The sequence below is a fragment of the Bacillus kalamii genome, from assembly GCF_047238185.1.
GTDB lineage: Bacteria > Bacillota > Bacilli > Bacillales > DSM-1321 > Bacillus_AD.
This window is the reverse complement of record NZ_JBDFMI010000001.1, coordinates 749600-768908: the sequence shown is the minus strand read 5'-3', so window position 1 is coordinate 768908 and position 19309 is coordinate 749600. Positions and strand designations below refer to the sequence as shown.

Annotated in this window: 19 protein-coding genes; 2 read left to right on the top strand and 17 right to left on the bottom strand. The window is 42.2% G+C overall.

Features of this window, described 5'->3' with window-relative positions; all coding sequences use genetic code 11:
• Positions 1-52: 52 nt before the first annotated feature.
• Positions 53-1843 (bottom strand): M3 family oligoendopeptidase, encoded by a 1791-nt coding sequence (locus ABC357_RS03830; RefSeq protein WP_412886228.1) that lies wholly within the window; start codon positions 1841-1843, stop codon positions 53-55.
• 189 nt (positions 1844-2032) lie between these two features.
• Between ABC357_RS03830 and sigK the strand changes: the two genes are divergently transcribed.
• Positions 2033-2746: an RNA polymerase sporulation sigma factor SigK gene (gene sigK / locus ABC357_RS03825; protein WP_412886227.1), complete on the top strand. Its 714-nt coding sequence runs from the start codon at positions 2033-2035 to the stop codon at positions 2744-2746.
• Between the two features lie 421 nt (positions 2747-3167).
• Here the strand turns inward: sigK and ABC357_RS03820 are convergent, their stop codons facing one another.
• The 3 genes from ABC357_RS03820 to mtnN form a co-directional block, all read right to left on the bottom strand.
• Positions 3168-3308, bottom strand: a complete 141-nt coding sequence (locus ABC357_RS03820; RefSeq protein WP_412886226.1) for a YrzI family small protein — start codon at positions 3306-3308, stop codon at positions 3168-3170.
• A 456-nt stretch (positions 3309-3764) separates the two neighbouring features.
• Complete coding sequence (locus ABC357_RS03815; protein ID WP_412886225.1) at positions 3765-4010, bottom strand: YrhC family protein; 246 nt, start codon at positions 4008-4010, stop codon at positions 3765-3767.
• A gap of 121 nt (positions 4011-4131) precedes the next feature.
• The gene (mtnN, locus tag ABC357_RS03810; RefSeq protein ID WP_412886224.1) at positions 4132-4833 is read right to left on the bottom strand and encodes a 5'-methylthioadenosine/S-adenosylhomocysteine nucleosidase; all 702 of its coding nucleotides are present in this window, start codon (positions 4831-4833) and stop codon (positions 4132-4134) included.
• A 271-nt stretch (positions 4834-5104) separates the two neighbouring features.
• Here mtnN and ABC357_RS03805 point away from each other — a divergent pair, with 271 nt between their 5' ends.
• Positions 5105-5314 (top strand): DUF2536 family protein, encoded by a 210-nt coding sequence (locus ABC357_RS03805; protein WP_412886223.1) that lies wholly within the window; start codon positions 5105-5107, stop codon positions 5312-5314.
• Positions 5315-5452: 138 nt separating this feature from the next.
• On the opposite strand, the gene ABC357_RS03800 is transcribed toward ABC357_RS03805, so the two are convergent.
• The 13 genes from ABC357_RS03800 to ABC357_RS03740 form a co-directional block, all read right to left on the bottom strand.
• A complete protein-coding gene (locus ABC357_RS03800; protein ID WP_412886222.1) occupies positions 5453-6142 on the bottom strand; it encodes a YrrS family protein in 690 nt (229 codons plus the stop codon).
• Between the two features lie 104 nt (positions 6143-6246).
• Positions 6247-8007, bottom strand: a complete 1761-nt coding sequence (locus tag ABC357_RS03795) for a peptidoglycan D,D-transpeptidase FtsI family protein (RefSeq protein ID WP_412886221.1) — start codon at positions 8005-8007, stop codon at positions 6247-6249.
• Between the two features lie 66 nt (positions 8008-8073).
• Positions 8074-8550 carry a transcription elongation factor GreA gene (greA, locus tag ABC357_RS03790; protein WP_412886220.1) on the bottom strand — a complete coding sequence of 159 codons (477 nt, stop codon included), beginning with the start codon at positions 8548-8550 and terminating at the stop codon, positions 8074-8076.
• A gap of 220 nt (positions 8551-8770) precedes the next feature.
• Positions 8771-9406 carry a uridine kinase gene (gene udk / locus ABC357_RS03785; RefSeq protein ID WP_412886219.1) on the bottom strand — a complete coding sequence of 212 codons (636 nt, stop codon included), beginning with the start codon at positions 9404-9406 and terminating at the stop codon, positions 8771-8773.
• A 4-nt stretch (positions 9407-9410) separates the two neighbouring features.
• Positions 9411-10679 carry a peptidase U32 family protein gene (locus ABC357_RS03780; protein WP_412886218.1) on the bottom strand — a complete coding sequence of 423 codons (1269 nt, stop codon included), beginning with the start codon at positions 10677-10679 and terminating at the stop codon, positions 9411-9413.
• Between the two features lie 26 nt (positions 10680-10705).
• On the bottom strand, positions 10706-11635 hold the full coding sequence (locus tag ABC357_RS03775; protein WP_412886217.1) for a peptidase U32 family protein: 930 nt from the start codon (positions 11633-11635) through the stop codon (positions 10706-10708).
• A gap of 10 nt (positions 11636-11645) precedes the next feature.
• Positions 11646-12296, bottom strand: coding sequence for an O-methyltransferase (locus ABC357_RS03770; protein WP_412886216.1), 651 nt, complete (start codon positions 12294-12296; stop codon positions 11646-11648).
• A gap of 177 nt (positions 12297-12473) precedes the next feature.
• Positions 12474-13625 carry an endolytic transglycosylase MltG gene (gene mltG / locus ABC357_RS03765; RefSeq protein ID WP_412886215.1) on the bottom strand — a complete coding sequence of 384 codons (1152 nt, stop codon included), beginning with the start codon at positions 13623-13625 and terminating at the stop codon, positions 12474-12476.
• Positions 13626-14044: 419 nt separating this feature from the next.
• On the bottom strand, positions 14045-14332 hold the full coding sequence (locus tag ABC357_RS03760) for a DUF1292 domain-containing protein (protein ID WP_412886214.1): 288 nt from the start codon (positions 14330-14332) through the stop codon (positions 14045-14047).
• Between the two features lie 18 nt (positions 14333-14350).
• Complete coding sequence (gene ruvX / locus ABC357_RS03755; protein ID WP_412886213.1) at positions 14351-14767, bottom strand: Holliday junction resolvase RuvX; 417 nt, start codon at positions 14765-14767, stop codon at positions 14351-14353.
• Positions 14768-15037: an IreB family regulatory phosphoprotein gene (locus ABC357_RS03750; RefSeq protein ID WP_412886212.1), complete on the bottom strand. Its 270-nt coding sequence runs from the start codon at positions 15035-15037 to the stop codon at positions 14768-14770.
• Between the two features lie 77 nt (positions 15038-15114).
• Positions 15115-17748 carry an alanine--tRNA ligase gene (gene alaS, locus ABC357_RS03745; protein ID WP_412886211.1) on the bottom strand — a complete coding sequence of 878 codons (2634 nt, stop codon included), beginning with the start codon at positions 17746-17748 and terminating at the stop codon, positions 15115-15117.
• A gap of 429 nt (positions 17749-18177) precedes the next feature.
• The gene (locus ABC357_RS03740) at positions 18178-19260 is read right to left on the bottom strand and encodes an AI-2E family transporter (protein ID WP_412886210.1); all 1083 of its coding nucleotides are present in this window, start codon (positions 19258-19260) and stop codon (positions 18178-18180) included.
• Positions 19261-19309: the final 49 nt, after the last annotated feature.

The window sequence follows — 19309 nt, the reverse complement described above, 5'->3', positions numbered from 1 at the left end:
ATTATTTAAAAAAGCAAAATGCAGCTGCATTTTGCTTTTTTCATTGAATGTTTTATTTTCCTGTCAGCTCAAGGAACGCATCGATATCTTTCATACACGTATCGACTGCCTTTTCCCAAAAGCCTTTTGCAGAAATATCCTCCTGCAAATGTTTTTGAACCAAATCTTCTACCGTCATGCTTCCTGTATCCTTAAGCAAGGCCATATATTTCTCTTCAAAATCCCCTTCGGAATGAAGCGCTTTTTCATAAATGCCCAAGGAGAACAAATAGCCAAAAGTATACGGAAAGTTATAGAATGGTGTATCGGTTATATAGAAATGCAGCTTGGAGGCCCAGAAAAGCGGATGGTATTCCTCCAAGGAGTCAAAATAGGCATCTTTTTGAGCCTCCACCATCAGCTCATTAAGCCGATCAGCCGGAACAAAACCGTTTCTCCGTTCTTCATAAAACCTGGTTTCAAAAAGGAAGCGTGCATGGATATTCATTAATAGCGCTATTGTCCGTTGAATTTTATCATCCAGCATCGACATTTTTTCTTCCTTTGATGCTGCTTCATTGACAGCAGCATCCGAAACAATCATCTCCGCAAAGGTGGAGGCTGTTTCAGCGACATTCATCGCATAGCTCTGGTTGAAACGGTGGACATCCCGCATAGCAAATGAATGGAAGGCGTGGCCCAGTTCATGCGCCAATGTCGATACATTGTTCAAAGAACCCGAATACGTCATAAAAATGCGTGATTGCTTGCTTGCCGGAAAATCTGTGCAAAAGCCTCCAGGACGTTTGTTCGAACGGTCTTCCGCTTCTATCCAGGCATCTTGAAAAGCGCCTTCTGCAAATGATGCCAATTTACTGCCGAATCCCGCAAAATGTTTTAATATGAACTGCGCTCCCTCGTCATAGGACAATTTTTTCTGCTCTTCTGTACCAAGCGGTGCGTCCAAATCATAAAAGCTCAACTTTTCAACCCCTAGCAATTCTGCCTTTCGCTGCAAGTATTTACTCATATGCTCTTTTTTGTCAGAAATGGATTCCCACATACTATTCAACGTTTCTTGTTTCATACGGTTTATTTCAAGAGGTTCTTTCAAGACATCCTTCCAGCCTCTGCTTTCATATACACTCAACCGGAAGCCTGCAATATGGTTTAATGCATGGGCGAATAGTTCTTCTTGCTTTTTCCATGCCTTTTCCCATTCCTCGAACATTTTTTTGCGGACAGCACGGTCAGGATGCGAAAAAATATTTTGTGCCTGGCCTACTGAAAGCATTTTTGTTTCTCCGTTTTCTTCAAAAGGAATTTCAATCGAACCGACAATGCTGTCATACAGATCGCTCCAGCCATGATACCCGTCGACTGCCAGTTTCTCCATTAATGATTCTTCTCGGACAGATAGTTTTTCCTTCGCCTTATTACGTGTTTCCTGAAGTACGAACGCGATTTCTTTAAATGGTTCCTGCTCCAGCAACTCCGAAAAGAATCCATCCTCCATTTGAATAAGTTTTTCATCAAACTTCGCGGATATTCCTTTAAATTCCGCTATGTATGCCGTAAACTGCGCTCCCCATTTTTTTGCGCCCTGGTCTTTGACATTCTGTGCAGCCAAGCATTCAATAAATGCCCCCGCTTGGCTTAAGCGGACCGTTATATCGGATATTTGCGCCACGACTTCCGACAATTGCTTGCTATCGTCTTGCGAGGATGCCATACTCCAGGTGGACAAACGTTTGTCCAGTTGCTCTATATCCTGTTCAAGCGCATCCATGTATTGGGCAAATTCATGAGAATTACTGCCACCTTCAAAAAACACATCCAAATCCCAAACTGGTGAAAAATCCATTCTCTTCTCCTCCTTTTCATACAAATAGTTTACCATTTTCAGAATACTATTTCTATTCCCGGTGTTATAACCTTACCGCTTAGAAAACAAGCCCGTTTTAAAAAAATCGTACATGTACAGACACATAGAATAAGAGGGGCACATAGACTTCATTATAGGCAAATGTCCATAAAAGGAGATGGTGATACAGTGAGCGGATTATTGGCGGCATTCGGTTATGTAGTGAAAGAAATAGTGCTCCTTGTTTCATATGTTAAAAACAATGCCTTCCCCCAGCCCCTATCTTCCAAGGATGAAAAAAAATACTTACAATTAATGAGCGAAGGCAATCCAGAAGCCCGAAACTTATTGATTGAGCACAACTTGCGTCTTGTGGCACATATTGTAAAAAAATTCGAAAACACCGGGGAAGACACCGAGGACCTAATATCGATCGGCACTATCGGGTTGATCAAAGCGATCGAAAGCTACTCCGATGGCAAAGGGACCAAGTTGGCAACCTATGCAGCCAGGTGTATTGAAAATGAAATACTCATGCATTTGCGGGCGACCAAGAAAACGAAAAAGGATGTATCCCTCCATGATCCGATCGGCCAGGATAAGGAAGGGAATGAAATCAGCTTAATAGATGTACTTAAGTCTGAATCGGAAGATGTGATTGATACTATACAATTAAATATGGAAATAGAGAAAGTCAAAAAATACATTGATGTCCTCGATGAAAGAGAAAAGGAAGTCATCGTCAATCGGTTTGGACTCGGGCTGTTCAAAGAAAAGACACAACGGGAAATCGCAAAAGAACTGGGCATTTCACGCAGTTATGTATCCAGGATTGAAAAGAGGGCACTTATGAAGATGTTCCATGAATTCTACCGTGCCGAGAAAGAAAAAAGGCGGCAATAACATCCATCGTCTAAACACTCTTTTCAAAACTAACCTAAATGGAACTGCCTGGATTTCAACCGCCCTTTCGTATTGGCTAATTGTCATACCAAACCAATAAAAAACTCTTCCCGTCCATGAAGGAACGGGAAGAGTTTTTTTAATCCTTAAGCTTCATTACTGATTTCAGAAGAAATAATAACACCAATGACTGTTGTACAAACAAATGCCATAACCACCATAAACACGATAAATACCCCCTTGAATTTACCATATTTTCTTAATTTTAACACCATGCGGTCCTTTGTTCGCGGGAGGTATTTGAACATTTTGAGTCCAAATGCTTCGTTAGTCGGAATCCTTGTAAATATAGTATTTATTCATATTTCTTGCCTTCATTGTCATTGTAATCTCCACCTTTCAACTCAATACTGTCTTGATTTTATAGATAATGGCGATATTGAAGCATTTTTACAACTTGCTCTTCATGGCGCTTTTTAGATTCTTGATAGCGGATCGCTTCATCAACTGACGTTTTGTTCCGTTTAAGAATAACGGTAAAAAAGACTAAATTAATGGTCATACATATCACTTCCTTTCTGCAATTGTATTAGGTATAGTCCTCTCCGTGATAAATCAGCACAAAAAGCCGCAGAAGATCCTCTCCCCTGCAGCGATGCCATAAAAATGGCCGCAAAAAGCCGCAGGGGATACATCCACCTGCGGCTATAATTTATTAGTTAGAAAAGGCTACTATCCCACTAACAAATTACTGTCTTCCGTAAGGCCGAATGTACGTTTATCAAATTGAAATGAACGAACTGCAACAGACAACATTTGAATCAATTTGTTCATCTTCTTCGACCTCCTTTTCTCCAGTAATTTATTATATGGTAAGTATATCCAAAACCCATCATAAAGTAAACCTCTTTTTTATAAAAAAGGCAAAAAATGGACTTTCACATTAAACCTTTCCTTCCTACAGAGAAAGATTTCATTTAATATGCATTCCACATCAGTAGCAAAAAATGGATCATTATTATTCCATTTCTTGTTGATGTTTCTTTTTATAATTAATGGCCAAGGTAAAAAAGACGGATGAAACAGCCAACAGGGCCACCGTCAAAAGCGGCAGAACAGGCGAATGGCCTCGGCCTTCATGCATGCCAATAAGCGTGCCAAAATAAGTGAATACCGCGATGCATAGCAAGCTGTAGGCAAATCGCTTGTAATCAATCATTTTTTCCCGGTTTATGTTTATGTTTCTTTTTGTTCCTTTATCCATGTTATTTCCCCTCCACCTTGAAAAATATCACTATCTTACTCTAACACATCTTTCAATTCTTCACCTTTCCATTTTCATGGGAAAAATGGAAAATGAATAGCGGAGGAGAGGCTTCGATTCTTTATTTTTTGGCTATTTCCTTTAAGAAGGAAATGACCATTTTAGAGGAGTTCACTGCAGCAGTTTCGAGGAACTTGTCAAATGAAATATTCGATTCTTTCCCCGCAATATCCGAAAGAGCTCTAATAACAACGAATGGTTTATTGAACTGGTAGGAAACTTGAGCAATGGCCGCTGCCTCCATTTCGGCTGCTTGCAAATCAGCGAATTTATTGCGGACAAACCCTACCCTTTCCGGATCATCCATAAAGGAGTCACCTGTTGCGATCATTCCTTTCACTACGGTCGTCCCCTCAATTCCTTGTGCCGCTTTTTCAGCGATTTCTATCAGTTTTGCATCCGCTGGATATGCTGCAGGCATTTGTGGTACCTGCCCGTAGGCATAGCCAAAAATGGTTGCGTCTACATCATGATGGACAACCTCTGTAGAAACAACAACGTCCCCGACTTTCAAATCAGGCGAAAAACCGCCCGCTGAACCAGTATTGATGATTGCATCGGGGTTGTATCTATCAAGCAGGATGGTAGTTGACATCGCGGCATTTACTTTGCCTATACCGGACTTCAATAGAATTACATCCACTCCTGCAAGCAATCCGGATGTGAATTCACAGTTAGCGATTATTTCCTGCTTCACATGTTCCATTTGATTTCTCAAAATCGTTACTTCTTCTTCCATTGCTCCTATAATTGCGATTTTCATATGTGTAACACCTTTCTCTTCGTTTATTGGCACTAGTCGGCCATCTCATCTATTTACTGCGGCATTCTATACGATTAAGACAATACTCGCTCCATACACAGTTGGCAACTATCTGGTCTTGGACATTTGTTTCAATAGCTGCAAAGACTATTCTACCACCTTTAACTAAAAGCATGCCAGAACGTTTTGCAACGAAATGGAAAAGGGCATCTTATTCCTTCGTCCACCATGGTATAATCCATTCAGAGATACAATTAGGAGGTTACAAACTGTGGATTTTTCATTGGACTTAATCGAGGATAAAATCGAATTTTTCGAAAGCACTTCTTTAAAAGGACTGGAACAAGACATCCAGAGGCAAATCGATCATAACAAGGCCATCCTGCTACAGGTTGAATCCGTTTCACATCAAATGCATGTCAGTGAGCACGGGGACCGGCTATATAGCGCAGTCGTTCATTTTAAACAGAAAAAAGCATAAGCATCCTTTTAAAGGGGGCTTATGCTTTTCTATTGCCTTGCCATACGCACTAGTGGAACGGGTAAACGTTCAAGAATTTCCGCTTCCTAGGGGCTTGCAGTGAGCCTGAAGGAGTATTTCATCCTTTCATGTAGACAACTAATTTATTTTCTCCACTTTGACCGGTTTCCAGCCTGAACCATCCACCCAATCAATATACACTTTATACTTTGCAGAGTTATCTTTTGTGGAAATAGTCCCTATCGCTTTATCTGTTGCTCCGCCATTTCCCAGCCAAAGAACAGTCATATTGCTTTGGTCAATCCCGGCTCCAGAGGCAAGGGCTTTCTCCATTGCATTCCAATCCTTTGAACCCTGTGTATAGTCAGCAACGTGCTTGCCTGAACTTGTTTGGTTGGCATCGCTATCCTCAGCTTCATCCTTAGCTGCGTTTTTATCCTTTTCAGGTTCCGTTGAATCATCTGAATGATGCGAGTCCCCATCTTCAGAGCTATCGACCGTAGAGTCATCGTCTGAATTTTGCTCGTCATCGGATGAAGAATCCGAACTGCCGTCAGAATCGGAAACGGATTGGTCATCTTGTTTGTCTTTCTTGCCGCTCTTATCCTCTTTTTTATCATTCGCAGAAGATTTATCATTTTGGCTGCTGATTTTTTCGTCTGGAGCAGCTGTATTGTCGTCCTTTCCGCCAAGGAAAATGCTGGCACCGACTATAACAATAGCCAGTACGACTACGACAAGTAATATATTATATATTTTATTTGCTTTTCGTTTTTTGCCGGCTTTGGCACTTCGAGAAGTATATCCTGAGGGTCCTTTGTCTCTCATTTTGTATCACCCCTGTTTTTTATTCACTCCCCATTGTAACATGTATACTTCTCACATTAGAAGCGATAATATAGACTGATTGCCATGTTACAAATATTTACTACTTATTCACCAGTTAATTCCTCTTCCTGAGACAGCTTCTGTAAGAAATCACCGACTAATCGAGTGGCGCTTTTTTCCTCAGAATGAGCATTTAAGCGGACTGCTGCAATGGCGTACTTTGGGTGATCGGCAGGGAAATAACCGGCAAACCACATGTTCAACAATCGCTGCTCTTTATTCGTTTGTGCCGTCCCTGTTTTCCCGGCCACTTTAAAAGGCAGCGCACTCAGAAGGGCGGCCGTTCCATTCGGATCCTCTACAACCTGTTCCAGCAGCATTTGAAGTTTTTTGGCAGTGACGGGAGAAATCTCTCCGCCGTGAATATCATGATCCTTGAATAATGCCGCGGTTGTACCATTCGAAAAATCTATGCTGCTGACTGCCTTTACTTCTTTTCTTTTGCCTCCCCTCGCTATGGTGGCCATCATATTGGCTGCCCCAAGCGGTGTTGCTTGCACATCTTGCTGTCCGATTCCTGTTTGGGAAACCAGATTTGCATCTTTCCTATTTTCACCGTTAATCCATATTCTGCCGGATTCTTCTCCATATAGTTGCGTTACAGGAGAATGATAGATATCGCCGGTCCATCCGGATTTCCCGATCAACTGCAACTTTTCAGCGTACGTTTGCAAAGAATCAGGATTTTTTTTTGTCACTGCAACAGCCAGGTCGCCAAATGTTCTATTGCAGCTGCGGGCAAAGCTTTCCGTGAAGTTCAATAATCCCAATGGACGCTCCTGTTCAGGGCTTCCTTTAATAGTTTGATTACAATCGAACACCATCGTATCGTTCACTTCCCCTTCCTCTAATGCAGCTGCACTTACAACTGTTTTGAATACGGAGCCAAGTGTTGCTTGCTGCACCATCCTATTTTTGGCTCCATCCCCTTTGTTCGGATCGCTGCCTTCACTTAAAGATGGCCTTGATACACTGGCGCGAATTTCGCTGGAGTCAATATCTATTAAGATAAGCCCTCCGCTTTTGATTCCATTTTCATCGACCGCCTCTTCAGCCGCCTTTTGAATGTCCATATCAAGTGTGGTACGCACTTTGACAGGATACAAAGGATTTCCTGGAGCTAAGTACTTTATGTTGACTCCGAACAAGGGGCCGCCCATCCCGTCTACATGATACACAAGCTTTGTTTCGCCATCTGATAAAAGGAATTCATCCAGCTGTTCCTGAAGTCCTTTGTCCCCTACTTTTACGTTTGCGGCCAACTGCCTGTCCCCATACCTGTCCTCTTTTATTTCTTTCGACATGGTTAGTCCACCTAGCATTTGCCTTGCAATGCCGTTATTTACAGGAATAAATCGGACTGCTGCAAAAACGCCCGGAATTTTAAGCTTATTCAATTCATCCATCTGGCTATCAGTGAGTGAAAAAGGCTTTCCATTTCTTTGAAAGACAAATGGGCTTTTTGCAGAATCCAACTGTTTTTGAATCTCAACAGATTCAATGCCCAATATGGCCGTAACTTTCTCAATCGGCCATGCCATTTTACTCAAGAAAGGGAAAAGAATAAGGGCAGGCACCGGCTGATGGTCGATGGGCGTTCCAGCCCTGTCATACAATTTACCGCGCCCATCATCCAGCGTAATGCTTTGCATTCTCTGGTTGACACTTTCAGCTATTAGATTCACATGGTGCCTGGAAAAAGATTCTGGACTGATTAATTGAATTTGTATTAATCGCAGCACCAAGCATACCAACAAAATCAAAAATAGGCTTGCAGCAGCAATTACTCGTCTGTTCCGTAACATAAAAACACCTCGTCTTCATTGTCGACGAGGTGCGCTCTTTTAAAACATGTTTTCAGTATTGTCTTTTTATTTCACAGATGTGATGCGGACATTCATATCTCCACCAGGTGTTTGAACGACCACTTCATCTCCGACTGCTTTACCGATCAGGCTGCGGGCGATTGGTGAATCATTTGAAATCTTCCCTTCAAATGGATCCGCTTCCGCACTGCCAACAATCGTATAGGTTTCTTCATCGCCATTAGGAAGCTCGATGAATGTTACCGATTTACCCAATGATACATGGTCGGAATCCATCTCGTCTTCTTCAATGATCTTTGCATTGCGGATCATGTTTTCGATTGTTGTGATTCTTCCTTCAACAAATGCCTGCTCTTCCTTCGCGGAATCATATTCTGAGTTCTCTGAAAGATCCCCGAAGCTGCGGGCGATTTTAATTCGTTCCACAACTTCCTTACGTTTAACGGATTTTAATTGTTCTAGTTCATTTTCTAATTTTTCTTTACCCTCTTTAGTCATAGGAAAGACTTTTTCGATTGCCAAGACCCTTCACTCCTTCTTCTTAATCCAACGGGCTTATAGCCTGTCTGTTCTTTGCTGCAAGCACCTGTATGGGAGCTCTCGCTTTTCTTAATATTATGTAAAATACATAATTGCGCGTCCTTTGTAAAAAGGGCGCGCATTTTTTCTTATTCAATTGATAGGATGAAACATATTTCCAATTTCAACCTATATTCTATTATACATTATACAAGTCATGTTATTACAAAATTGTCTTTTGTTCAAGGATTGTTTTGATTTTTGTCACCATTAAATCAATTGCAACATGGTTTTGGCCGCCTTCAGGTATGATTATATCTGCGTATCGCTTTGTCGGCTCAATAAATTGGTTATGCATCGGACGCACAACAGATACATATTGGTCCACAACTGATTCAATCGTACGGCCTCTTTCCTGAATGTCTCGGACAAGACGGCGGAGGATACGGATATCTGCGTCTGTATCGACAAATAATTTCATGTCCATCAGATTGCGAAGCCTTTCATCCTCCAATATAAGAATCCCTTCAAGGATAATGACATCTTTCGGCTCAACCGAAATAACCTCCTGGGAACGGGTATGGAGCGCATAATCATATACAGGCTTATCAATATACTCATAATTCAATAGCTTCTCGATGTGTTCAATCAATAAATCATTGTCAAAAGCCAAAGGATGATCATAGTTCGTTTTCAGTCTTTCCTCAAAAGGTAAATGACTTTGATCCTTATAATAATAATCCTGTTCCAGCATTAAGATGGAGCGCCCCTTAAAGCTTTCAATAATGGCTCTCGTTACGCTTGTCTTTCCTGAACCGGAACCTCCTGCAACTCCTATGACAATCGGCTTTTGTTTCATAGTGCTAGTTCTCCTTTCGCATCATGTTAAACGGTTGTACTGGTTTCGTCATCTTGAATTTTACGATTTGCAGCGGATGGCGGGCTGCATCCAATTCATTGCCCTTTTCATCCCAGATCTTATCGATCACATACGTAAAATTATCTATATCAGGGCCGAAGAATTCCACTTCATCCCCAGGTTTGAAGTAATTTCGCTGCTGTAAAGTCACCATTTCCGTTTCTGCGTCATAATCCAGAACAAGCCCTGCGAATTCAAATGTTGTCTTTTTGCTATGATTCCCAAACATTTGCTCCTTATACCCAGGAATTCCCTCAAAGAATGCCGGAGCAGTGTCGCGGTTCGCGCATTTATCCAATTCCTCCAGCCATTCTTTCTTAATGCTGAAGTTTTCTGGATCTGCACAATAGGCATCGATCACTTTACGGTATAATCCTACAACAGTGGCGACATAATGGATCGATTTCATGCGCCCTTCAATTTTCAAACTGTCGATCCCTAGTTCTATCATTCTCGGAAGGGATTCAATCAGCTTCAAATCCTTGGGGCTCATGGCAAAATGCTCATCTCCCTCTTTAAAAAGAGGTTCTTCTCCTTGATCGGTCAACTGGTAAAGATCATAATCCCAGCGGCACGATTGGCAGCATCCGCCTCTGTTTGAATCTCTAGCTGTCATGTGATTGGACAGTGTGCATCTTCCTGAATAGGCGATGCACATAGCTCCGTGGATAAATGTTTCTATTTCGACATCTACCTTTGCTTTCATTTCACGGATATCCTCCGCGCTTGCTTCACGTGCAAGCACAACGCGGTGCATCCCGGCTTCTTTCCAGAATTGGACTGCTTTCCAATTTGACAGCGACTGCTGGGTACTTAAGTGCACTTCCACTTCAGGAGCCACACGGCGGCACGTTTCAATAATCAGCGGATCGGCAACGATAATACCGGATACGCCTGCTTCCTGCAGCCCTTTTAAATAGTCTTCAAGCCCATCTATATTCTCATTATGAGCATAAATATTGGTCGTCACATAGATTTTAGCTCCGTACTTCTTAGCGAATTCGACACCTTCCTTCATTTCTTCGAAGGTGAAATTGCCTGCGTTTGAACGTAAGCCATATTCTTGCCCGCCAATATAAACAGCATCTGCTCCATAGCGGACAGCAATTTTTAGTTTTTCCAGATTGCCTGCCGGAGCCAATAGTTCCGGTTTCTTAACAATCACTCGTTTTCCATCAATTATTTTTGAAATTTGTTCAGTAATAGCTTTCAAGGCTATACCTCCATTTCATGTATTCATTAATATACGGTTTCTTTAAAGAAGAAGCCTGTGTCTATACCTCTGTTTGCCGGCTGGATGTTTTCAATCTCGGACAGCAGGCCGTCTTTCATCTCATCATAGCGGTCAGGGTCTTCCACGCAGCTGTCTATAGCCAGTCTGTATAGCTTAGTTACATTCACCATGTACTCTTGGTCCTTCAGGATTCCATCAATCTTAAAGGAGGAAATGCCGGCTTCAATCATCTCCTGCAATTCATCAATAATGCATATATCGTTCGGGCTCATAATATGGGTCCCATTGGCATCCTGGAAAATAGGATATTTATTGTTGCGTTCATCATCATGTAGAAACATCGTTTTATTGGCACGGATTTCTTCCAATGGCAGTTGCTTGCCCTGGTATTCAAAGTAGTTGCCTACTAAGGAACGGCGTGATTGGAACATACATGTCATGCCATGCACCTGTACTTCTAGTTCCACTTCACTGTGTTCAGCCATTTCAACAATGGCATCCATATTGATTTCCCGCGCGAGGACAGCTCTTTTTGCCCCTTTACTGCCCCAGTAGTTGCATGTGAACCAATTCGTTGCGGTCGTTTCCGTGTTCCAATGCAATTTCATTTCAGGAGCCACTTCTTTGGCTGCCATCAAAACAGCCGGATCTCCGAAAATGACAGCATCTGCGCCGGCTTCCTTCGCAAAGAGCATATAGTCGGACAATTCTTCCACTAAATCATTGTGGAAAATAGCATTCATTGCGACATATACCTTTTTACCCTTGCTATGAGCCAGCTTGATGGCTTCACGCACATCCTCCCTGGTAAACTCACCCGCCAGGCGCAAGCCGAATTTTTGTTCACCGACAACAAATGCATCTGCTCCCGCTTCTATTAAAGGAAGGATACTATCCACACTTATCGGTGTAACCAAGAGTTCAGGTTTTTTCATATTTAACACCTCATCGATTTTTCTTCTTTTTGGACACAGCCATTCCGTCCCCTATCGGCAGGATGACTGAATCATATTCTTCATGCTCCATGAGCCATCTGTTAAAATGCTTGATCTTACGGACAAGCGACCTTTTTCTTCGTGTCTCAATTTCTTCTTCCGGTACGATTACTTGTTCTTTGAATAAGACATTATCGGATATTATAATCCCTTCGGGTGCAAGGTATGGTTCATATAATTCAAAGAAACGGCTATATTGCCCTTTTGCCGCGTCGATGAAAATAGCATCGAATGGGCCGAATTGCTGTACCTGGCCGGACAGTTCCAATGCATCACCTTCAAGCAACGTAATACGGTCCTCCTGGCCTGATTCTGCCAAAAAGGTTCTAGCTGCCTTGATTCGTTCCGGATGTCGTTCCAAAGTGACTATGTTTGCTTCAGGCAAGGCAAACGCCATACGCAATGACGAATAGCCGATGGCACAGCCTATCTCCAAAATGGAAGAGGGTTGATGAAGCCTCAATAACTGCAACATTGCCTCGATGCCCACCAGCTCCATAATCGGGACATGATTCTCTTGAGCATAGTCTTCCATTTTGCTCAATAATTCATTTCTCGGCGGTATTAATTTCTCAAGATATTCATTTATTGCGTCATTCATCGATTACCACTCCTGCCTTATAAACTACTCTATGGTCAATATGCAAGGTGTTTCTGCACATTTCTAATGGTTATTTCCTCAAAAAAACTCGGCAAAAGCCGAGAAAACGAGTTTACATACGTTTTTTTCTTTGGACAAACTTTCTACATTGTATCACAAAGATATCATATAAGGAAATTAGTCTTTATTTTCTTTATCTTTGTCTTTTTTTGCCGTGATATGCTCGGCTTTTGCTTTATTATGCTCTTCCAAAGTCTTTGTATAGATCACTTGGCCTTCTGGTGTAGCAAGGAAATATAACGCATCTGTTTTCACAGGGTTCAGCACGGCCTGGATGGAGATTTCCCCCGCATTGGCAATCGGGCCGGGCGTCAACCCTTTGTTGACATACGTGTTATATGGATCTTCCACTTTCAAATGTTTGTATAGAACTCTGCTTTTATGCTCGCCCAGTGCATACAGAACGGTTGGGTCTGTTTGAAGAGGCATGCCGACTTTGATTCTGTTATAGAAGACTTGGGCTATTTTGCCACGGTCTGTTTGCTGGGTAGCTTCTTCTTCCACTAAAGAGGCCATTGTCAGCAGCTTATGGATTGTAAACTTCTTCGCCGTCATTTCCTCCTGGTATTTGGACAGGACATTGCTTGTTTTACGGAGCATATCACTCACAACCGTATCCAGTGGAGGTGTTTCATCATATTCATACGTAGCTGGGAAGAGGTACCCTTCAAGCGGGTATTTAATATCTTTCCCATAAATATCCTTTGTTAATAAATCCGGGAATTTATCCTGCATACTTTTTATGAACTCAGGGCTGTTCAATTTGGCAAAGATGGCTTTGTCATCTCCACCCGTTTTATCTGCTATGATCTTTGCAATTTCTTTCAATTGCTTTCCTTCCGGAATCACCAATTTAATGCTTGCCTGCTTGGCCAGTTTGCCCGATTGGATCGTTTTGATAATGTCATCCAAGGTCATGGATGGCGACAGCTGGTAATTGCCGGCCTGGAAATCGCCCTCATTCCGGAATTTAATATAGTACTTGAATACTCGTGCATTTTTAATAATGTCATGCTCTTTCAAAATATGCGAGATGCTTGAGGTGGACGAACCGATCGGTATTTCGACTGTTGTGAATTTATCGTTATCTGGATCAGCCGGCTTCAAGGCAGAATTCACATAAAAGAATAAGCTAACGGCAATGATCACAATGACCGCCAGCAGAGAAAGGACAGAAATAAGCACAATTTTACGGACTGTCTTTGCCTCGCCTTGCCGTTCGGCTAAATTCTGAATCATTATGTCTTTCTTCGACTTCTTATCGCTCATTATGTTCCCCCTACAAAACTAAGGACGAAATGCATTATGCCATCTAATTGTCCCTCTTGATCAGAAGCATGTTTGCTTCAAACGCTTCAACGAACATTATACTAAAAAACATACAAAATTACACAGCATTCAACAATTTTTTCAATCGCCCCCTCTATTTAGAGGAGGAGAAACATCAACCGATATCCATCCATCACGCAGTCCAATTGAAAAACCGTCGAACAAAATCGGATAGCATCCGCTTACTCCCGACAAGCTTAAGACGTGGCTCTTTGCCATTGACAGAGGCATAGCTAAGGCGGCAACAAGAGGAGGATGGCGTATGCAGCTTGATGCCACCGCTTCCAGCTACACGATTGAAAATGGCATCCTTATAATCAAAAAAAGCCTTGCCGATTATTGCGGCAAGGCTTTTCTTTTTATTCCTCTTCTTCTGCGTTCTTTTCTTCAACGAATGTATTATACATTTCTTCGACTAAATCCCACTCTTCTTCTGTTTCGATTGGCATTAATTCGCCTTCGTTTTCTTCATCGCTTGGAATGAATGCTGAAGCATGGACTAGAATTTCACCGTTTTCATCTTCTTCTCCAATTGGATAATACAGTACATAGCTTTTATTGAATTCTTCAGATGGGAAAGAAAATAAGATTTGGCATAACTGCTCATTTCCTTGCTCATCAACGATTGTAATTTGTTCTTCGTTCATCCTTAACACCTCTATTAGTTAGTTTTGGCTATCCAAATAGCCTTGCAGAATCATGACAGCCGCCATTTTATCAATGACTTTCTTGCGTTTCCCTCTGCTGACATCCGCTTCAAGCAACACACGCTCGGCAGCCATTGTAGTCAGGCGCTCGTCCCAAAGAACGACAGGCATTTTAAATTTTTTCTCAAAATTTCTGGCAAACTCCTGGCAGATTTCTCCGCGGGGGCCAATGGTGCCATTCATATTCTTCGGAAGTCCTACTACGGCTTTTGTGACTTCATGCTCTTTGATGAGTTCTTTCAGTCTCTTATAGCCAAAATCCTGAATTTGCTCATTGATTTTAATTGTTTCGATGCCCTGGGCCGTCCAGCCCATTGCATCGCTTACTGCCACTCCAATTGTCTTGGAGCCTACATCTAAACCGATAATACGCATTTACTGCCCCTCGCGATTATGTTTTAAGTAAAACTTAACAAGTTCTTCAATAATCTCATCTCGCTCGAGCTTGCGGATCATGTTGCGTGCGTCCTGATGTCTCGGTATATAGGCAGGATCTCCTGAAAGAAGGTAACCGACAATCTGATTGATCGGGTTATACCCTTTCTCCTGCAATGCGCTATACACTTTCATCAGTACCTCTTGCACATCCCTTTCAAATGGCTCTTCTTGAAAATGAAATTGCATCGTTTTGTCAAAGGAACTCATTTGGACACCTCGCTTCTCGCGTTCTTGGGGAAACCCCTAAGATTATTAAGCTTATTGTACAACAATACGTTCAGCATTTAAATTGATTTTACCCATTCTTCCACATATTTAAGCGCATTATCCACTTCAGATGGATTTTTTCCGCCTGCCTGGGCCATGTCTGGACGGCCTCCGCCGCCTCCACCACAGCGTGTAGCCACTTCTTTGATCAATTTTCCGGCATGGTAGCCTTTAGGGATTAAATCTCCTGTCACCGCAGCGATAATATTGACTTTTTCACCTTGGACAGCTGCCAAAACAATGACACCTGATGACATTTTCTCCTTCAGCTCATCTGCCATTGAACGAAGATGGTTCATATCGGAGGCTTGGACCTTCGCAGCCAATACGTTCACGCCATTGATTTCTTTAACGGACGTAATTAGATTTCCTGCTTCAATGTTGCCCAATTTTGTTTTTAATGATTCATTTTCACGATTAAGTTCTTTCAACTCAGCAAGCAATGAATCAATTCTTGAAGGTACATCCTTCATATTCGTCTTTAATTCGGTTGCTGCCTGCTTCAATAGAGACAACTGGTCATTCAGCGTATTGTATGCTGCCGCACCTGTTACTGCCTCGATACGTCTTGTGCCTGCACCGATGCCGCTTTCTGAAACAATTTTGAATAAGCCGATTGTCGCTGTATTGTCTACATGGCAGCCGCCGCATAATTCTAGGCTGTAATCCCCAACAGAAACCACGCGTACAATTTTTCCGTATTTTTCTCCAAACAGCGCCATTGCACCCATTGCTTTTGCTTCTTCAATAGTTTTATCTTGAATGACGACCGGAATGCTTTCCCAAATTTTTTCGTTCACGATGTGCTCGATTTTTTCCAATTCTTCCGGTGTAATTTGGCCGAAATGAGAAAAGTCGAAGCGCAGACGGTCTTTCTGGACTAATGAACCTGCTTGGTTTACATGTGTTCCAAGAACATCCTTCAAAGCTTGGTGCAACAAGTGTGTAGCTGTATGGTTTTTGGTGATATGGCTGCGGTTAGAAGCATCGACTTCTGACACGACAGAAGCTCCTTCTTTTAATGTTCCGTTTTCAATTTTCACCCGGTGAAGATTTTGTCCATTAGGCGCTTTTTGGACATCCAGCACAGTTGCTTTCATGTCTTCATTCACTATAAAACCGCTATCTGCAATCTGGCCGCCGCTTTCTGCGTAAAATGGAGTTACATTTAGGATAACCTGCACTTCTTCACCTTCAGAAGCTTCCGCTTGCTTTTCACCGTTTTTGACAATAGCCAGAACAGTTCCTTCCGCTTCCAATTGTGTATATCCTACAAATTTGCTTTCATCTTTGATTTCCCCAAGAACTCCCCCCTGCACCTGCATGGAGTCGACATCCTGGCGGGCAGCACGTGCACGCTCTCGCTGTTCTCCCATTTCTTTTTCAAAGCCGTCATGGTCTACGCCCATGCCTTCTTCTTCAGCATATTCTTCTGTCAATTCAACAGGGAATCCATAGGTATCATACAATCGGAATACATCTTTTCCTGAGATGATCTTGCTTCCTTGCGCTTTTTCCTTGGCAATGACAGTGCTTAGAATTTGCAGGCCATCATGAAGCGTTTCATGGAAACGGTCTTCTTCATTTTTAACCACTTTTGCAATGAAATCTTTTTTCTCAAGCACTTCCGGGTAAAAATCTTTCATAATTTCGCCGACAACAGGCACTAATTCATGCATAAACGGTTTTTCGATGCCGATGTGCTTGGCATATCGGACTGCTCTGCGCAATAAACGTCTCAATACATAGCCTCGTCCTTCATTGGAAGGCAATGCACCATCGCCAACAGCAAATGTCACTGTTCGGATATGGTCAGCGATTACTTTAAATGCCGTATCATAAAGTGGGTTTTCACGGTATTTCACACCTGAAATTTCTTCCGTTGCACGGATGATCGGCATGAAAAGATCTGTATCAAAGTTCGTTGGCACGTCTTGGACAACCGATGCCATACGCTCTAGCCCCATGCCTGTATCAATATTTTTCTTTGGCAGCGGAGTATATGTTCCATCTGGATTGTGGTTGAATTGTGAGAATACTAAGTTCCATACTTCCAAATGGCGTTCATTTTCCCCGCCCGGGTATAATTCCGGATCGTTAGGGTCATCTCCATATTCAGGTCCGCGATCATAGAAAATTTCTGTATTCGGCCCGCTTGGTCCCTCACCGATATCCCAAAAATTTTCTTCCAGACGGATAATGCGTTCTTCCGGAATGCCTACTTGTTTGTTCCAGATTTCAAACGCCTCATCATCTTCCGGGTGGATAGTTACAGCAAGCTTTTCTTTATCGAAACCAATCCACTTGTCATCTGTAAGGAATTCCCATGCCCAAAGGATGGCTTCTTCTTTAAAGTAGTCACCGATGGAAAAATTCCCAAGCATTTCAAAAAAAGTATGGTGGCGGGCTGTTTTCCCGACATTTTCAATATCATTCGTACGAATGGATTTCTGTGCGTTTGTAATACGCGGGTTTTCCGGGATAACACGGCCATCGAAATATTTTTTCAATGTAGCGACACCTGAATTGATCCAAAGTAGAGTTGGATCATCATGCGGGACTAAAGAAGCACTTGGCTCGATGCTATGCCCCTTTTCTTTAAAGAAGTCTAAATACATTTGGCGTATTTGAGCACCTGTTAATTGTTTCATTTTATTTTTCCTCCTTAAAATAATCATCACTTGTAAAAGAAATGGCTCTGGAACCAGTCAACGGTTATTGCCTAGCAGCAATTGGTACATGCTGGCACAAATAGTTTTGGACACAAAAAAACCCTCATCCCAAAAGGGACGAGAGCAAGCTCGCGGTACCACCCTAATTATGAAAGGATTCTTACATAATCCATCCATCACCTTAGTCGCCTTAACGCGGCAAACGGTAGGGATTAGCTACACTCCAGACTAGCTTTCTGTTATCCTTTTCCCCAGATCCCTTGCAGCCAACGGGAATCCCTCTCTATCAGCACGGAAATGTGCCTTCAGGCAGTTGATAACATACTTGTTCCTTCAACGTTTTATTTCAATTCTTCTATTATTGGATTATAGGGACAACTTCTTCTTTTGTCAAATGGTTTTGGTCCATTACTCTTTTTGCAATTGCTCGCGCTGCCGCTCCTTCACACGATAAGCCTTTAGCTGGACAATGGCAACCTTCAATATGGCCAAAATAGGAACCGCTAGGATCAAACCGATTACACCGGCTATTTCTCCACCGATAAAAAGGCTGAACATGATAATTAAAGGATGCATATGCAGACTTTTCCCCACAATCATTGGCGACAATATATTTCCTTCTACAAATTGCAGGCCGAATACTATTAATGCCACCCAGATCATTTGTTTAGTACTTGTTGCAGCAGCAATCAATAGCGCTGGAAATGCTCCGATGACTGGCCCAAAATAAGGGATCACATTCGTAATTCCTATGATGACTCCAAGTAGCAGGCTGTACTTCACGTGGACAAGCCAGAGAAGCAGTGCCGATACCATCCCGATAATCAGGCAAACGATCAATTGCCCTCTTATATAATTTCCGATTGACTTCTCTGCATCCTTTAAAAAGGAGATCCCCTGCTTCCTCATAAAAGGCGGAGTAATATACCAGGCTGCCTTTTTTATTTGCGGCCAATCCTTCAAGTAATAAAAAGCAATAAATGGTATGATTGCGAACAAAACAACAAAATCAAACACTTTCATCAAGGATGATAAGGCTTTGGAGAGAAGAGCCTCGGCCTTTTTTTCCATAAAAATGATCGCATCCTGGATTCTCTCTTTATATTCAATTGGCCAGCGTGAAGTTTTCGCATGGATTAAATCCAGGAAATGCTGGTATTTTTCCGTAAACATGGGTGTCGCTTGCACCAACTCTTCCAGTTCCCTTATCATGACAGGGATTCCCCGATATACCGCAAAGCCCGTTGAGCCAAAAAAAATGACATAAATAAGCAGGATGCTTAACCCTCTATTCATTCCCTTTTGATGCAGTTTTTCCACTAAGGGATGTAATAGGTAGCTTATAAAGGCAGCGATTGCGAATGGAAGGATGGCAGTAAGCAAAAGGTTAAGAACCGGCATCCAGACCGGTTTTATTTTTAAGAAGAGAAAGATAACAATAAACAAAAGCAATAAAATACTTAACGTTGAAATCCATTTAGATTTTTGCATGATATTCACCTGCCTGTTCTTATCTTTGGCAGATTGGCCTTTTTTATCC

What these genes read in the sequence shown, in the direction of transcription:
- ABC357_RS03830 (WP_412886228.1), bottom strand. Translation starts at nt 1,843, where the DNA reads ATGGATTTTTCACCAGTTTGGGATTTGGATGTGTTTTTTGAAGGTGGC.
- ABC357_RS03820 (WP_412886226.1), bottom strand. Translation starts at nt 3,308, where the DNA reads ATGACCATTAATTTAGTCTTTTTTACCGTTATTCTTAAACGGAACAAA.
- ABC357_RS03815 (WP_412886225.1), bottom strand. Translation starts at nt 4,010, where the DNA reads ATGGATAAAGGAACAAAAAGAAACATAAACATAAACCGGGAAAAAATG.
- mtnN (WP_412886224.1), bottom strand. Translation starts at nt 4,833, where the DNA reads ATGAAAATCGCAATTATAGGAGCAATGGAAGAAGAAGTAACGATTTTG.
- ABC357_RS03800 (WP_412886222.1), bottom strand. Translation starts at nt 6,142, where the DNA reads ATGAGAGACAAAGGACCCTCAGGATATACTTCTCGAAGTGCCAAAGCC.
- ABC357_RS03795 (WP_412886221.1), bottom strand. Translation starts at nt 8,007, where the DNA reads ATGTTACGGAACAGACGAGTAATTGCTGCTGCAAGCCTATTTTTGATT.
- udk (WP_412886219.1), bottom strand. Translation starts at nt 9,406, where the DNA reads ATGAAACAAAAGCCGATTGTCATAGGAGTTGCAGGAGGTTCCGGTTCA.
- ABC357_RS03775 (WP_412886217.1), bottom strand. Translation starts at nt 11,635, where the DNA reads ATGAAAAAACCTGAACTCTTGGTTACACCGATAAGTGTGGATAGTATC.
- ABC357_RS03770 (WP_412886216.1), bottom strand. Translation starts at nt 12,296, where the DNA reads ATGAATGACGCAATAAATGAATATCTTGAGAAATTAATACCGCCGAGA.
- mltG (WP_412886215.1), bottom strand. Translation starts at nt 13,625, where the DNA reads ATGAGCGATAAGAAGTCGAAGAAAGACATAATGATTCAGAATTTAGCC.
- ABC357_RS03760 (WP_412886214.1), bottom strand. Translation starts at nt 14,332, where the DNA reads ATGAACGAAGAACAAATTACAATCGTTGATGAGCAAGGAAATGAGCAG.
- ruvX (WP_412886213.1), bottom strand. Translation starts at nt 14,767, where the DNA reads ATGCGTATTATCGGTTTAGATGTAGGCTCCAAGACAATTGGAGTGGCA.
- ABC357_RS03750 (WP_412886212.1), bottom strand. Translation starts at nt 15,037, where the DNA reads ATGAGTTCCTTTGACAAAACGATGCAATTTCATTTTCAAGAAGAGCCA.
- alaS (WP_412886211.1), bottom strand. Translation starts at nt 17,748, where the DNA reads ATGAAACAATTAACAGGTGCTCAAATACGCCAAATGTATTTAGACTTC.
- ABC357_RS03740 (WP_412886210.1), bottom strand. Translation starts at nt 19,260, where the DNA reads ATGCAAAAATCTAAATGGATTTCAACGTTAAGTATTTTATTGCTTTTG.